Annotated in this window: 17 protein-coding genes; 11 read left to right on the top strand and 6 right to left on the bottom strand. The window is 28.7% G+C overall.

Translation table 11 applies throughout. The features are described from left to right. Positions 1 to 28: 28 nt before the first annotated feature. Positions 29 to 760: an ABC transporter permease gene (locus OTK55_RS08520; RefSeq protein WP_326520475.1), complete on the top strand. Its 732-nt coding sequence runs from the start codon at positions 29 to 31 to the stop codon at positions 758 to 760. Positions 761 to 769: 9 nt separating this feature from the next. After that, positions 770 to 1,525, top strand: coding sequence for an ABC transporter ATP-binding protein (locus tag OTK55_RS08515; protein WP_274871917.1), 756 nt, complete (start codon positions 770 to 772; stop codon positions 1,523 to 1,525). Between the two features lie 196 nt (positions 1,526 to 1,721). Here OTK55_RS08515 and OTK55_RS08510 read toward each other — a convergent pair whose 3' ends face one another. Together OTK55_RS08510 and OTK55_RS08505 are read right to left on the bottom strand one after the other, a co-directional pair. After that, positions 1,722 to 2,222, bottom strand: coding sequence for a hypothetical protein (locus OTK55_RS08510; protein ID WP_274871915.1), 501 nt, complete (start codon positions 2,220 to 2,222; stop codon positions 1,722 to 1,724). Between the two features lie 188 nt (positions 2,223 to 2,410). After that, complete coding sequence (locus OTK55_RS08505) at positions 2,411 to 3,145, bottom strand: MIP/aquaporin family protein (protein WP_274871913.1); 735 nt, start codon at positions 3,143 to 3,145, stop codon at positions 2,411 to 2,413. A gap of 502 nt (positions 3,146 to 3,647) precedes the next feature. Here OTK55_RS08505 and OTK55_RS08500 point away from each other — a divergent pair. From OTK55_RS08500 to OTK55_RS08480, 5 genes are all read left to right on the top strand, one after another. Beyond that, positions 3,648 to 4,694, top strand: coding sequence for an NAD(P)-dependent glycerol-1-phosphate dehydrogenase (locus OTK55_RS08500; RefSeq protein WP_274871912.1), 1,047 nt, complete (start codon positions 3,648 to 3,650; stop codon positions 4,692 to 4,694). A gap of 11 nt (positions 4,695 to 4,705) precedes the next feature. Beyond that, entirely contained in the window at positions 4,706 to 5,128 is a 423-nt protein-coding gene (locus OTK55_RS08495) for a UPF0179 family protein (RefSeq protein WP_274871911.1), read from the top strand. 17 nt (positions 5,129 to 5,145) lie between these two features. Continuing rightward, positions 5,146 to 5,841, top strand: coding sequence for a ribose-5-phosphate isomerase RpiA (gene rpiA, locus OTK55_RS08490; protein ID WP_407652441.1), 696 nt, complete (start codon positions 5,146 to 5,148; stop codon positions 5,839 to 5,841). An 18-nt stretch (positions 5,842 to 5,859) separates the two neighbouring features. After that, positions 5,860 to 6,132, top strand: coding sequence for a metal-sensing transcriptional repressor (locus OTK55_RS08485; RefSeq protein ID WP_274871909.1), 273 nt, complete (start codon positions 5,860 to 5,862; stop codon positions 6,130 to 6,132). Between the two features lie 446 nt (positions 6,133 to 6,578). Next, positions 6,579 to 6,713, top strand: coding sequence for a hypothetical protein (locus tag OTK55_RS08480; protein ID WP_274871908.1), 135 nt, complete (start codon positions 6,579 to 6,581; stop codon positions 6,711 to 6,713). 130 nt (positions 6,714 to 6,843) lie between these two features. Here OTK55_RS08480 and OTK55_RS08475 read toward each other — a convergent pair whose 3' ends face one another. Together OTK55_RS08475 and OTK55_RS08470 are read right to left on the bottom strand one after the other, a co-directional pair. Then, on the bottom strand, positions 6,844 to 7,434 hold the full coding sequence (locus OTK55_RS08475) for a hypothetical protein (protein ID WP_274871907.1): 591 nt from the start codon (positions 7,432 to 7,434) through the stop codon (positions 6,844 to 6,846). An 8-nt stretch (positions 7,435 to 7,442) separates the two neighbouring features. Next, positions 7,443 to 8,276 carry a deoxyribonuclease IV gene (locus OTK55_RS08470; protein WP_274871906.1) on the bottom strand — a complete coding sequence of 278 codons (834 nt, stop codon included), beginning with the start codon at positions 8,274 to 8,276 and terminating at the stop codon, positions 7,443 to 7,445. 103 nt (positions 8,277 to 8,379) lie between these two features. Here OTK55_RS08470 and OTK55_RS08465 point away from each other — a divergent pair, with 103 nt between their 5' ends. After that, positions 8,380 to 9,321 carry an NAD-dependent epimerase/dehydratase family protein gene (locus OTK55_RS08465; RefSeq protein ID WP_274871904.1) on the top strand — a complete coding sequence of 314 codons (942 nt, stop codon included), beginning with the start codon at positions 8,380 to 8,382 and terminating at the stop codon, positions 9,319 to 9,321. A gap of 19 nt (positions 9,322 to 9,340) precedes the next feature. Here OTK55_RS08465 and OTK55_RS08460 read toward each other — a convergent pair whose 3' ends face one another. Further along, on the bottom strand, positions 9,341 to 10,483 hold the full coding sequence (locus OTK55_RS08460; RefSeq protein WP_274871902.1) for a glycosyltransferase family 4 protein: 1,143 nt from the start codon (positions 10,481 to 10,483) through the stop codon (positions 9,341 to 9,343). Positions 10,484 to 10,704: 221 nt separating this feature from the next. Between OTK55_RS08460 and OTK55_RS08455 the strand changes: the two genes are divergently transcribed. Beyond that, on the top strand, positions 10,705 to 11,565 hold the full coding sequence (locus tag OTK55_RS08455; protein WP_274871900.1) for a glycosyltransferase family 2 protein: 861 nt from the start codon (positions 10,705 to 10,707) through the stop codon (positions 11,563 to 11,565). 96 nt (positions 11,566 to 11,661) lie between these two features. Continuing rightward, positions 11,662 to 12,438 (top strand): precorrin-4 C(11)-methyltransferase, encoded by a 777-nt coding sequence (cobM, locus tag OTK55_RS08450; protein WP_274871898.1) that lies wholly within the window; start codon positions 11,662 to 11,664, stop codon positions 12,436 to 12,438. Between the two features lie 137 nt (positions 12,439 to 12,575). Here the strand turns inward: cobM and OTK55_RS08445 are convergent, their stop codons facing one another. Then, entirely contained in the window at positions 12,576 to 13,601 is a 1,026-nt protein-coding gene (locus tag OTK55_RS08445; protein ID WP_274871896.1) for an adenylosuccinate synthetase, read from the bottom strand. Positions 13,602 to 13,918: 317 nt separating this feature from the next. Here OTK55_RS08445 and OTK55_RS08440 point away from each other — a divergent pair, with 317 nt between their 5' ends. Further along, positions 13,919 to 14,386 (top strand): hypothetical protein, encoded by a 468-nt coding sequence (locus OTK55_RS08440; RefSeq protein WP_274871895.1) that lies wholly within the window; start codon positions 13,919 to 13,921, stop codon positions 14,384 to 14,386.

Below are 14,386 nucleotides of genomic sequence, written 5' to 3'. Positions count from 1 at the left end.
TAAAATGACAGAAGAAAGAAAATATTATATGGGACTAGATAAGTTAATTTTACCTATTCTTATCGTAATAGTATGGTATATATTAGCTGATGTATTAACTGTATTACCATCATATATGTTTCCAGGACCTGTAGAAGTAGTTAATTCCTTCATAAAATTATGGAGTACAGGTGAATTATTCACTGATGTATGGGATACATTATACAAAGTTATTATAGGTATGGTTTTTGCATCAGTAGTTGGAGTATTATTAGGAATAATTATGGGATGGTCTGAAAGATTAGAAAGATTATCTAATTTAGTTATAAGTATATTAAGACCAATACCACCAATGGCATGGATTCCATTCTCCATATTATGGTTTGGAATAGGAATAGCACCAGCAGTATTCATCATATTCATGGGATGTGTATTTCCAATACTAGTATATACAGTAGATGGTGTTCACAGAACTAAAAGAGTATTAATTGAAGCAGCTATGTCTTTTGGTGCTTCCAACAGTCAAATGTTAAGAGAAGTAATAATACCTTCAACAGTACCTTACATAGTCTCAGGACTAAAAGTAGCGGTAGGTATAGCATTAATGTGTACAATTTCTGGTGAAATGATTGGTTCAAGTTCTGGTATAGGTTATATGATTTTAACATCAACAAATATATTTGATACTGGTTCAACAGTAGTAGGTATGTTATTAATAGGATTTATTGGAATAGTATTTGATTTCATATTTACAAAAATACAAGAACAAATATTCTGGTAAGGTGACTATATGACATTTGAGATAGAAAACGTATCAAAAAGATTCATTAACAATGAAAATGAAGAGGTTACAGCATTAAAAAACATTAACCTAACTCTTGAAACAGGTAAATTTGTATGTTTCATAGGTCCATCTGGTTGTGGTAAGACAACACTACTTAGGTTGATGGAGGGATTTGAAAATCCAACAGAAGGTACTATAAAACATAATGGTAATATAGTAAAAAAACCTTCAAGTGATAGAGGATTTATCTTTCAGGAATATTCATTATTTCCATGGCTTAATGTAATGGATAATGTAACATTTGGTTTAAAAATAGCAGGAGAATCAGAGGAAGAAAATAAGGAAAGAGCATTGAAATATCTTGATGCTGTTGGACTTAAAGACTTTGCATATAGTTATCCTCATGAATTATCTGGTGGAATGAAACAACGTGTTGCTATTATCAGGTCTATGATTAATCATTCTGAAACATTATTAATGGATGAGCCATTCAGTGCATTAGATTTCCAAACAAAAAGAAATCTTCAAGAACAAATAGTTGAGAATTGGAGAAAACGTAATAGATCTATTGTGTTTGTTACTCATGATGTAGAAGAGGCCGTTTACTTAGCAGATGAAATTGTTGTCTTCTCAAAAAGGCCAGGTACTATTAAAAAAATAATCAATGATGATTTACCAAGGCCACGTGATAGAGATTCCCTTGACTTTCATAAATTAATGGTTGAAGTAACAAAACATATTGATAAAACAGAAGGAATATAAACTCCTTCATTCTTTTTTTATTTATTATTTTTTCGAATACACAATGTATTAATAAAAAAAGTAGTTTTTATGTACATGATGTGATATAAAATACTGATTTTAAATAGGTTTTTTAATATTATTAAGTTTATCATTAATATTTTTATAAAAAAAGTGTATAAACTTGTATATTCTCAGTACAAGTTTAAATTTAAAACTAGTTGTCAACTTGGCTAATAAGTTGAATGATTTGAAGTGATTTATTACCAGATATATTCATGGTTTTTAATGCTTTAACTGTGGCTGTACTTAAATTCATTTTAGATACAACAAGGTTTTCTGTAACATACTTTTTAAACTGGTCATATTGATTATTATCATTAAATACTGATCTAAGACTATATGCAATAGGTCTTAGTTTTTCATCTAATATTGTTGATAAATCATCTAAAGCATCTTCATTTGCTTTAACCATTTCACTCTGTAAGGCATATCCAATGTCATTACGTGTGAAACTTTTTTCTAATTCTTCAAGGAGTAACTCATCAACTACTTCATTATCTTTGTAATTATTTTTCAATTTCTTATTTTTCTTATTAGATTTAACAAAGTCTTTATAAAAGTTATCTATCAATATTTCTTTATGATCAAATAATCTATCAACAGTGGATATTAAAACACTACTAGCATATTTCTTAATATTTTTTTCTGAAATCATTTATTATCCCTTTTATTAATAAGTGTAATGTATATAAAATTTATAAGTTTTCTTATTAATAATTTATTTAATACAAATGAACCATTTGGCAAAAAGAATATTTTTGATAAAATTTTTTAGAAAATAGTTTTTATTATTTGAAGGAGTTGATAAAAAAATTGTAATAAGTAGATTATTACAATTATATTTTAGTAACCTATTTCTTTGTGGAAGTAGTCGTATAAGTATACAGCTACAATTGCTCCAACTATTGGTGCAAATAGATAAATTGGATAGTAAATAAATGCGTTTGCACCTGTTACAAAGTAGTTTAATAACATAGGTGAGAATGCACGTGCTGGGTTTACACCTGCACCAGTGTAGTTACCTATTGCTATTACAATACCTGCTAATACTAAACCAATACTTAATGCTGCATCAGCTGCAGGTGCTTTTTTATCTACTGCTGTTGCCATAATTACGTACATTAATAGGAATGTACCTAAGAACTCAGCAATGAACATACCAACCATTCCAATATCTCCGAATGGTCCTACACCACCTAGTGCACCAATGGATGATGCTGGAGTACCGGAAATAGCTAATAAAGCTGCTGAAGCTAGTATAGCTCCAATAAATTGTGCTATTAAGTAAGGTATTACATCTGATCCTGGGAATTTCTTACCTGCCCATAATCCTATGGTTACTGCAGGGTTGAAATGAGCTCCAGATATAGGACCAAATGCATAAATTGCTACGGCTAATGCTAGACCAAATGCTAAACCTATTCCCACCCAGTCCGGCATTGTTATTCCTATGTTGTAAATACTAGGGAACGTTTGTCCATTATTAATGAATAATGTTAGTACAACTGATGCTGTACCAAAGAATACAAGAATAAATGTACCTACTATTTCTGCTAGAAATTTTTTCATTTCGGTCATTTTTATAATCTCCATAAATTTTTGATATTTTTTGAGGAAAAATGTTACAAAGTTTATCTTTTGACATGATATTCCTTGTTTTTTCCTCCTCTACTACAGATTATATATTATCAACTATTTAAAGACTAGTTTATTATATTTCATTTTGGTTAAAAAAATATTTTTAGAATTTATTGCAATGTACATTTTTTATAAAATGCTTGATAATTATTAAAAAAATATTTATTTTATTAGATTTTTATAACAATTTTTAGGTTTGTCTAAATTTATAAATAATAATGTATAAATAATAATAAAATATAAAGTTATTAGTATTCTATCTTGTTTTATTTATAAATTTACATTTCAAAAAATCAAATTTTTCTGAATGGGATATTAAGTAACAATTAGAAATAGTAAAGATTATATAACAGGAGTTATCATTTCTTATAAGTAATTGTATTAAATAAAGAAAAATATATAATATATTATATTTATTCAAAAATTTCAGGTAGGCTACAAAATGGATTTCAGAAATGTACAATTACCTAGAGAAATACGTACGGGTCCCGGAGTAATTAAAGATATAGGGGAAGTATGTGATAGTCTCTTTTCAGAAAAAGATATAATATTAGTAACAGGTCCTACAACAAAAAAAATTGCTGGAGATCAAGTAACTGAAATTCTTGAAGATGAAGGTTACGATATAACAGAAATAATCATAAAAACAGCATCATACGAATCAGTAGATGAAGTAACAAAACAATCAAAAAATTCCACAGCAATTTTAGGTGTAGGTGGAGGAAAAGTAATAGATGTTGCAAAAATGGCATCGACTAACAATCACATTCCATTAATCAGCATACCTACTACCGCTTCACATGATGGTATGGCATCACCACGAGCATCTATTAAAAGTGATGATGGTAGTGTATCTTTACAAGCAAATGCACCTTTTGGATTAGTTGTAGATGCTCAAATAATAGCCAAATCACCATATAGATATACAGCAGCAGGTTATGCTGACATAATATCTAATTTCACTGCAGTAGAAGATTGGAAATTGGCTTATAAACTTATCAACGAACCATTCAGTGATTCAGCAGCAGCATTATCATTAATGACAGCAAAATTATTAGTTGATGAAGCAGACAATATACGACCAAGACATGTTGGAAGCGTAGGTATTGTTGTTAAAGGATTAATAAGCAGTGGCATGGCTATTAGTATAGCAGGTAGTAGTAGGCCAGCCAGCGGATCTGAGCATAAATTCAGTCATGCTCTAGATGTTATAGCACCTAACCCAGCATTACATGGAGAACAGTGTGGTGTTGGAACAATTATGATGATGTATTTACAGGGTGGTAACTGGAAGAAAATAAGATCTATTCTACAAAAAGTTAAAGCACCTACTACAGCAAAAGAATTAGGAATCGAAGATGAATATATAATAGAAGCTTTAACACAGGCACATAATATTCGAAAAGAAAGATACACTATTTTAGGTGACCGTGGTTTAACAAGAGAAGCAGCAGAAAATATTGCAAGAAATACTCATGTAATCGAATAAGGAGGATAAGCATGATTACTTTAATTGGTACGAGTTTAGCTAAAAAGGGTTTAGTTTTTACTTTTTATGGTGGTTCTAGTAAATGTGAATCATGTAGATTTAACAGAACATGTTTAAATCTTGAAAAAGGACGAAAATATGAAATAACCAACGTAAAAAAAGTTACTCATAAATGTCCATTACATAAAGATGGTAAAGTTCAGACAGTTGAAGTCGAACCAGCTACTATTAGAACATCAATTGAAACTAAAAAAGCATATAAAGGATTAACAATTATATTTAGATTAAAAGATTGTGATGTTGATTGTGAAAATTATGACATATGTCATCCAGAAGGATTATATAATGATGATAAATGTCAAATAGAAGAGATTGGTCCGGAATTAACATGTCCGGTGGGTAATAAGTTGACAGAAGTTATTTTAAGTCATTAATAATAGGTGATTGAAAAATGGTAAACATGGATATATTGAAAGATAAAGTTGGAAAAAAAGCAGCAGATTTAATTAAAGATGGTCAAATTGTTGGATTAGGAACTGGTTCCACAACTCATTATTTTATTAGATATTTAGGTGAGAGAATTAAAAAAGAAGAATTAAATATTCTTGGAATTCCTACCTCTTATCAATCTTTAATAATAGCTAGAGAAGCAGGTATTAATACCACTACATTAGATGAATATGATATTGACATAGCAGTTGATGGTGCAGATGAGGTAAATTCTTCTCTTGATTTAATTAAAGGTGGAGGCGCAGCACATACTTTAGAAAAACTAGTTGATAGTTCTGCAAAAAAATTTGTTGTAATAGTTGATGAGAGTAAGATGGTTGAGGATTTAGGTGAGTTCCCAGTACCTCTTGAAATTATTCCTGATGCATTAAGAGTTGTTAAAGAAACTCTTATTCAAATGGGTGGTAAACCTGAGTTACGTATGGGTATTCAAAAGGATGGTCCTGTTATAACTGATAATGGTAATTTTATTTTAGATACCAAGTTTGATAAAATTAAAAATCCTCAAAAATTAGAGAAGGAATTAAATACTATACCTGGTGTTCTGGAGAATGGTATTTTTGCAGGTTTAACTGATAAGGTTATTGTTGGTAAAATGTCTCGTATTGAGGAGATTGATAGAGAAGATATATTATAAGTAATCAGGTGTGTATATATGAAACAATGTATGGATTTAGATAATTTACATAGACGTCTTAGTAAAATTGAAGGTCAGGTTGCAGCTATTGATCGTATGATTGAGAAAGATATTCCTTGTGAAGATGTTTTAATGCAAGTGAATGCGGCTAAGTCTGCTCTTAACAAAGTAGGTAGTATTATTCTTGAAGGACACATGAATCATTGTGTTAAAGATGCTATTGATAAGGGAGATAGCTCGGAGGCTATTAAGGACTTGTCAAAAATTATTGATTATTATTCTAGAATTTAAGTATTTTTTCTATTTTTTTAACTATTTTTTCTTTTTTATGATTTTTTTTAGATATCTTTATATAGTAGTATTATTATATTAATTATTATACCTATAGGGGTATACGTATAATATAAAAATAAACTCAAAAGGTCAAAATCAAAAGGTGTTAAACTCGAAAGGTGTTGAATATAATTTATTAATATAAATCAATTACATAATCTGTTAATTAAAAAAATATTAATGAATTATTAAAAGAAATTTTAACTATATAAAGTATTAATTAAGTCATTGGTCACTTGACTAAAATAGATTTATATAGTATTTTTTTTATATTAATTAGTATACCTATAGGGGTATAGGTATAGTCTTATGGTTAAATAAGTATTCAAGTATCATTAAGACAATTAGAATATACTTGACTATGATGTCATTAATAAAATTAATTCTATCATGAGGTGTGAACAATGAATGGAATAATTAAAAAAATAGGATTAGCAATAGTACAAGTATTAATGGCAATAATAATGTTAATAGGTTTATTCTACCTACATATTTACGAAACAAAACCTATTTACCTACCATTAAAAAAAATAAGTTGATAACATTAATAAAAAACAAAAACAAAGAACAAAATAGAATAAAATTGAATTATTAATATTATTATTCAACAATAATCTACTTTATTATAAGTCATTCTAAAATAAAATAAAAATATTTTTTTATTTTTAACTATTTTTTAGGTTTTTCAACATAAAACGGACAACCCTTTATACATTCAATACAGCTTTCACCAAAACCAAGGCATTTTTCTTTATCATAACGAATTTCACCATCAACAAGATATAATGCATGTTGAGGACAATTATTCACACAATTATAACATTTTTTACAATACTTTTCAATAATAGGTTTTAAATGCTTAGGTAAATTTTTATAATCAACAGGCATATCTGTACTAATAAAAAATACTTCATCGTTATCTACATTAACATCATAATCAGAGGATATTTCATTATCAAGATTATGTAACTTAGAGCTTTGAATAATTTCTGAAGAATCAATATCTAAATTTTCCTTATTTACTAAAAAAGTATGATAACCTCTTTTTTCAATAAAATCACATAATTCTATTAAAAGCTCTGTATATTCATCATACTCTTCGCTATTATCTTCTTTTGAATATTTCTTATCTTTTTTAATAATACCTACAATTGTTGTTTCAAACATATGACTTAATTTAAATTCCTCAGGAATATCAGCATATCCTAATAGATTAACACCATTACCATGAGCAAACTCCTCAAAATCTTCTTTAATCATATTAATCCCTACTCTTTATATAAGCCACGTAATAATTCAATCTCGTTCTTATATCCTTCTACATCATTAGGTGTTTCTAAATAAAATGGTAAGTCACGTAGTTTTTCATGATTGATAATATCTGTTATAGCATCAATACCAATTTTACCTAAACCTATTTTTTCATGTCTATCCTTATGACTACTTAATCCAAATTTACTATCATTTAAATGTATAGCTTTTAATCTGTCTAAGCCAATCACAGAATCAAACTCATCAAGTACACCATCGAGATTATTCACTATATCATAACCAGCATCATATACATGACAAGTATCAAGACATACTCCTAATTTATCATCAAGTTCTACTTTTTCAATAATAGCCTGTAGTTCCTCAAATGATCTTCCAATCTCAGTACCCTTTCCAGCCATAGTTTCTAATAGAACTGTTGTCTTTTGGTCTTCACGAATTAATTTATTTAATGAATCAACAATTAACTCAATACCCTTATCTACACCTTGTTGCACATGACTTCCAGGATGAAAATTGTACATATTATTAGGTAACTGGTCTAATCTTCTAAGGTCATCCTCGAAAATCTCATAAGCATTATTCCTAGTTTTCTCTGATTTAGATGCTAAGTTAATAATATAAGGGGCATGAGCTAAAATAACGTCCATTGTTGTGTTATCCATTAATTCTTGAAGTTTATCAACATCATCAGGATCTAATTTCTTTGCTTTTCCGCCTCTTGGACTTCGTGGGAAAAATTGAAAAGTATTCGCGTCAATACTTAATGCCTCAAGTCCAATATTTTCAAATCCTTTATTTATTGATAAATGAGCTCCTATTGTAAACATATTCTTCACCTTATTTATTATCCTATTATTTCATTTTTTTATCTTATTAAAATATTAATACTATTAAATATATACTTTTATACAATAATTTAAGAGGAATTTTATGGAAACCAATAGAATATTAGTTACTGGTGGAGCAGGATTTATAGGAACAAACCTCGTAAATGAATTAAGAAATAGGGGACACGAGGTTATAGCAGCAGATTTACTTAATAATAATCGTGACGATTATGTACGTACAGATGTTAGAAATTATAGACAAATAGAACGTACACTTGAAGAAGAAGGCCCATTTGATTACGTATACCACTTAGCAGCAGAATACGGTAGATGGAATGGGGAAGCATACTACGAAAACCTATGGCAGACAAATGTTATAGGTACAAAAAATATGATTAGATTACAGGAAAAAAACAAGTTTCGTATGATATTCTTCTCATCAGCTGAAGTATACGGAGATTATAATGGTAAAATGTCTGAAGATGTAATGAAAAACAATCCAATAAAAGACACATACCAAATGAATGATTATGCTATAAGTAAATGGGATGGAGAATTAATGTGCATGAACTCTGCAAAAATGTTTGGAACAGAAACAGTAAGAGTTAGACCAGTAAACTGTTATGGTCCTGGAGAGAAATACACTCCATACAGAGGATTCATACCTAAATTTACATACCTAGCATTACATGATCAACCATACACGGTATACACTGGACATAAAAGAATCATAGATTATGTGGGAGATACTGTAAGAACTTTTGCAAATATTGTGGATAACTTTATTCCAGGTGAAGTATATAATATTGGTGGAAATCAAGACTGGGAAATGGATATTAAAGAATATTCTGATTTAGTATTAGAAGCTACAGGACGTGATGATAGTCTTGTAACTTACAAAGAAGCAGAACCATTCACAACAAAAGTAAAAACAATAGACTTTTCTAAATCCATCAGGGATTTAAAACATGACCCTAAAGTAAAACCTAAAGAAGGTATTAAAAAAACAGCTGAATGGATGAAATGGTACTACAGATTAGAGTAGGAATACCACTCCATTTTTTTTATTTTATTTTTTTATCTATTTTTAAATTATTAAATATTGTATTAAGTTTAGCACCAATAACTTCTTTTGTATAATTTTTAGATTGTTCATAGCCCTCTATTTCTAATTTAGAATGTAGTTCATCATTAGTTAATATCTTTAAGAGGCATTCACTTAATTCTTTATAATTTTTAGGTTCATAAAATAATCCTCCTTTTCTACCACTAGCTTCAACAACAGGAGGAATCTCTGCAGCAACAAAAGGCGTCTTTAAGGATAATGCTTCAATAATAACTATACCAAAACCCTCAACAACACTAGGAAGACAAAATACATCAGAGGAGTTCACCACCTTCATAACATCTTCATGCTTTTCGACAAATCCTAAAAATTCAATGTTATCTTCTAACTCTAATTCTTTAGTAAGATTTTTTAATTCATTTTCAAGAGGACCTGTACCAATAATCTTACATTGTATGTCAGGTATTTCCTTCTTGATAATATTCACAGCTTTTATTAAGTCTTCAACACGTTTATACTCAACTAGTCTAGCAACACAGGCAATTGTAGGTTTATCATAAGGCTCTGATTCAACTACAGGAAAATCAACTATATTATGCACAGTCTTTATTTTATCCTCTGGAAAATAAAGTAACAGATTGTTTTTCGTGTAATCAGATACAGGTAGAATTAAATCAATGTCCTGTTTTAAAAAATGTCGTTCCATAAATTCACCAAATATTCCTGTAATGCCCATAGTATTAATCCATCGACCTATCCACACATCATGATATCTAGCAACAATTGGAATATCTAGTTTCTGTGAAATATGCCATGCTACAGGATATGTGATAAAATTATATCCTATTACTAGGTCAATATCTTTAAGATTTTTACCAACATTATATGCATCTTTCATGAAATTTAATCTTTTTAATAATGAGCCTTTTTGAGTGTAACCTCTTTTATCACCACAGCATATAACATGAATATCATTAATGTAAAAGTCATCACTATTATTTTCATCATTTGATGTTAATACTGTGATATTATTGTATTTAGATAGTTCTACTGATTCATTAAATGCACATACTTCCACACCACCCTTTATTTCTAAATCAGCACTATGTGGAAAATATTCTGTCACGATGCATATATTCATTGTAATCTCCCTTGTATTGAATTATGTTTCATAAGTTTATTTTATTGAATGTTAATAATACTTTATTTTTCATAGTTATTTATATAATATATTTTTGTAGTTAATTAACTCTAATATCTAAAATTATAATAATTTAAAAAATCAAATATTATTATAATATTAAATATTGGGAAATATTATAATAATTAATTTATTATTTTTTTTTAGGAGTTGTACAATTAATGAGTAATGTTGCGGTTTTGTTACCAGCATATAATGAAGAGGTTTCTATAGCAAGTATGATTATATTATCTTCCAAGTATGCTGATGAAGTAATCGTTATCGATGACGGTAGTACTGATAGAACATCTGAAGTCTCTAAAAGAGCAGGGGCTACAGTGTTACGTCATAAAACTAATCAAGGTAAGGGAGCCGCATTAAAAACTGGTTTTAAATATGCTGAAAAATATGATGTTATTGTAACATTAGATGCTGATGGACAACATAATCCCTCAGAAATACCTAATCTTGTTAAACCAATAGAAGAGGGTAAGGCCGATATTGTTAATGGTAGTAGATATATTAATGGTAACGAGACAAACACACCTAAATATAGGCGTGTAGGTCAAACGGTTTTAGATACTGCTACTAATTTAGCATCAGGTATTAAGTTAACTGATACACAAAGTGGTTTCAGAGCATTTTCATCAGAGTCTTTTAAACATTTTAACTTTGACCCAGATGGTTTTGGAATAGAAAGTGACATGTTAATAGAGGCTGCTAAAAATCATTTACGTATAGTTGAAGTTGAGATTACTGTTAGATATGATGTAGATACAAGTACGGATAACCCTGTTGTTCAAGGTTTTTCAGTGTTAATGAGAGTATTAGAGCTTATGCGTTTTAATAGACCATTATATTTTTATGGAATCAGCGGAGCAATAATCCTATTCTTTGGTATATTAATTCTTTTAACAATTAATATGACTGCATATAATAATAACATATATTTAATGTCTATTGGATTATTTATAGTGATTATGGGAATAGTTTTATTCATTTCAGGTATTATTACTGATACAATGGCCAGATATAAAAAATAATAATAGTTATTTAACATTAAAACTTATTATTAATGAAAAAAAGATTAATAGTATATAAAAAAAGTCATTAACATAAAATGATGGAGAAAAAAGAAAATGAATTTTGATGATTATAAAGGAAAAGTTATATTTTTAGGTGCAGGACCAGGAGATCCTGAACTCATAACAGTTAAAGGTGCAGAAGCTATTAAAAATTCTGATGTAATAATATATGCAGGTTCTTTAGTTAATCCAGCAATTTTAGATTATGCAAAAGATGGTGCTGAAATATATAATAGTGCAGAAATGAATTTAGATGATATCATTGATGTAATTAAAAAGGCTCATGAGGAAAACAAGATTACTGCACGTGTACATACTGGTGATCCATCAATTTATGGTGCTATTGCAGAACAAATTAATCAACTTAAAGAATTAGATATTGGATATACTATTATTCCTGGTGTAAGTAGTTTATTTGGTACTGCTGCAGCTCTTGAATCACAACTTACATTACCTGAAGTTTCTCAGACAATTATTATTACAAGACCAGAGGGAAGAACACCTAAGCCTTCTAAGGAAGCTTTATGTAAGTTAGCTGAGCATAATGCTACAATGTGTATATTCCTTGGAGTACATATGATTGAGGAAGTAGTAGCTGAATTAGTTAAAGAATATGATGAAAAAACTCCTGTTGCTGTAGTTAAAAAAGCTACATGGCCTGATCAGGAAATTGTCAGGGGTAATTTATCTAATATAGCTGAAAAAGTTCACGAAGCTGGATTTACTAAAACAGCAATGATTGTTGTTGGTGATGTATTAGATCAGCAAAGCGGAGAACAATCTAAATTATATGACCCTAAATTTGCACATATGTACAGAGATGCTGAATAAGATTATTCATTATATTCTCTACTATTTTTTTCTATTTTTTATTTATCAATTTAATTATTATTTTAGAATTAGTTATATCAACTGTTTTTAAGTAGAATTTTTATTAATTATTTAAAAAAAAGTAAATTGAAAGGAGATTAGTTTAGTTTTTCGTCTCTTAAGTCTATTGTATCAACTAAATCTGGACCTGTGGAGATAATTGTTATTGGTACACCTACATCTTTTTCAATGTCTTCAATGTAATCTCTTGCTTCTTGTGATAAGTCTTCGTATTTGTTTACTTTTGCACATTCTGGGTATAATCTGTCTATGCATGTTAATGCGATTTGGGTTGCACCATTAATCATACATGATCTTTTAGCTAGTTCTTTATCGAAGAGACCAACTCTTCTTTTACGTCCAGTTACTACTCCATATTCTTCTATTCCCATTTCTTCTGCTTTTTCTGGTGATATTTCTGTTGGGAATGGTCCTTCTCCTACTCTTGTAATATATGCTTTGAATATTACAATTACCTGGTCTACTTTTGTTGGGCCTATTCCTACGTCTGCTGCTGCTGTACTTGCACATGTATCTTTACTTGTAACGTATGGGTATGTTCCATAGTATAAGGATAATCCAAATCCTTGTGAACCTTCGATGAATACATCTTTTCCTTCGTCTATTGCTTTATTAACTTCTTGTGGTACGTCTGTTACATAGTCTTTTAGTTCGTCAATATCTTTTGCGTAGTCTATTGTTCTGTTTATACGATCTGCATTTGCTGGTCCACAACCACTACCTGTTGTTCCTATTTTCTTAGATAGATAGGAAGAATCTTTGTCAGCTTTTGTATGTTTTTCTGTGATTATTGCACAGTTTGCATCCATGTATGTTCTTCCTTCTAAATTATACTTGCTTAGGTAATCTAGTTCGTGTTTAAATACATCGGGATTTACTAATACACCAGCACCTATTAATAATCTTGCATCTTCATTGAAGAATCCTGATGGTGTTAATCTTAATCCATATTTTTCACCATTGAATTCAACAGAGTGTCCCGCATTTGGTCCTACTCCTGCTCTTGCTATTATTTCTGGTTTATCTTTAGTACAAAAGTATGTGATACATTTACCTTTACCTTCGTCTCCCCATTGTCCACCAACTAAAATGGTACATGTCATAAATCCTATCTCCTGTTTTATTGTCGTGTATGATTTTTTTTTTGGATTTGTATTTTTTTCTTTCAAATCCTCGTACTTTAATATTTATCTTAAATATTAAATAAAAACTTTTCTATATTTTTTAGTTTTTTCATTTTATTATTTTCTAGTTCTTTTTGAAATGTTTTTTATATTTTTATTTAAAATGAATATATTATATACAATGTTTAATTATTTAGTTAATTATTTATATTATTTTTAATATATTAATAAATAAAAATAATAAAATGGAGGTATTTGGTAAATAAAATATCAAAATATTAAAAATCATGTTTAACATGTTAGACAATTACTATTACAGAAAAATTACAAATGAAAATGATTTTAAACAAATACAATCAATGGATAGAACATTAAACAAAAAATTAACAAATAATCTAATAACAAAACTATTAAATGAGGATATAGAATGTTATATGATGATATCTGATTATAATATATTGGGATTTTTTGCAATAAAAGAAGAACACATGGAATTATTCACAAAGAAGACATATAACATAATAAAAATTCTATGCATTCATATATTTAAAGAATACAGATTACGGGGCTATGGAACTGAAATATTAAATGATATTCAGTGGTCAGTAAAAAATAATAATAACAAGTCCTACGAATACATATTAGCAAACTCATTTGTAAAAACAGCAATGTTCTTTTTAAATAATGGTTTTGATTTTTATAAGAATAATAAAAAATTAGATGTAGAGGAACATATGATATTAATGTATAAAAAAATAGATTAA

Origin of the sequence: Candidatus Methanosphaera massiliense, assembly GCF_028890305.1 — an archaeon.
Classification (GTDB): domain Archaea; phylum Methanobacteriota; class Methanobacteria; order Methanobacteriales; family Methanobacteriaceae; genus Methanosphaera; species Methanosphaera massiliense.
Note: the sequence above shows the minus strand (reverse complement) of the source record. Positions and strands in the feature narration are given on the sequence as shown.

Bases quoted from the DNA above. Each gene is read 5' to 3' on its own strand.
- OTK55_RS08495 (WP_274871911.1), top strand. From the start codon at position 4,706: ATGATTACTTTAATTGGTACGAGTTTAGCTAAAAAGGGTTTAGTTTTT.
- OTK55_RS08440 (WP_274871895.1), top strand. From the start codon at position 13,919: ATGTTAGACAATTACTATTACAGAAAAATTACAAATGAAAATGATTTT.
- OTK55_RS08460 (WP_274871902.1), bottom strand. From the start codon at position 10,483: ATGAATATATGCATCGTGACAGAATATTTTCCACATAGTGCTGATTTA.
- rpiA (WP_407652441.1), top strand. From the start codon at position 5,146: ATGGTAAACATGGATATATTGAAAGATAAAGTTGGAAAAAAAGCAGCA.
- OTK55_RS08480 (WP_274871908.1), top strand. From the start codon at position 6,579: ATGAATGGAATAATTAAAAAAATAGGATTAGCAATAGTACAAGTATTA.
- OTK55_RS08520 (WP_326520475.1), top strand. From the start codon at position 29: ATGGGACTAGATAAGTTAATTTTACCTATTCTTATCGTAATAGTATGG.
- OTK55_RS08470 (WP_274871906.1), bottom strand. From the start codon at position 8,276: ATGTTTACAATAGGAGCTCATTTATCAATAAATAAAGGATTTGAAAAT.
- OTK55_RS08455 (WP_274871900.1), top strand. From the start codon at position 10,705: ATGAGTAATGTTGCGGTTTTGTTACCAGCATATAATGAAGAGGTTTCT.
- OTK55_RS08465 (WP_274871904.1), top strand. From the start codon at position 8,380: ATGGAAACCAATAGAATATTAGTTACTGGTGGAGCAGGATTTATAGGA.
- OTK55_RS08475 (WP_274871907.1), bottom strand. From the start codon at position 7,434: ATGATTAAAGAAGATTTTGAGGAGTTTGCTCATGGTAATGGTGTTAAT.
- OTK55_RS08510 (WP_274871915.1), bottom strand. From the start codon at position 2,222: ATGATTTCAGAAAAAAATATTAAGAAATATGCTAGTAGTGTTTTAATA.
- cobM (WP_274871898.1), top strand. From the start codon at position 11,662: ATGAATTTTGATGATTATAAAGGAAAAGTTATATTTTTAGGTGCAGGA.
- OTK55_RS08500 (WP_274871912.1), top strand. From the start codon at position 3,648: ATGGATTTCAGAAATGTACAATTACCTAGAGAAATACGTACGGGTCCC.
- OTK55_RS08485 (WP_274871909.1), top strand. From the start codon at position 5,860: ATGAAACAATGTATGGATTTAGATAATTTACATAGACGTCTTAGTAAA.
- OTK55_RS08515 (WP_274871917.1), top strand. From the start codon at position 770: ATGACATTTGAGATAGAAAACGTATCAAAAAGATTCATTAACAATGAA.
- OTK55_RS08505 (WP_274871913.1), bottom strand. From the start codon at position 3,145: ATGACCGAAATGAAAAAATTTCTAGCAGAAATAGTAGGTACATTTATT.
- OTK55_RS08445 (WP_274871896.1), bottom strand. From the start codon at position 13,601: ATGACATGTACCATTTTAGTTGGTGGACAATGGGGAGACGAAGGTAAA.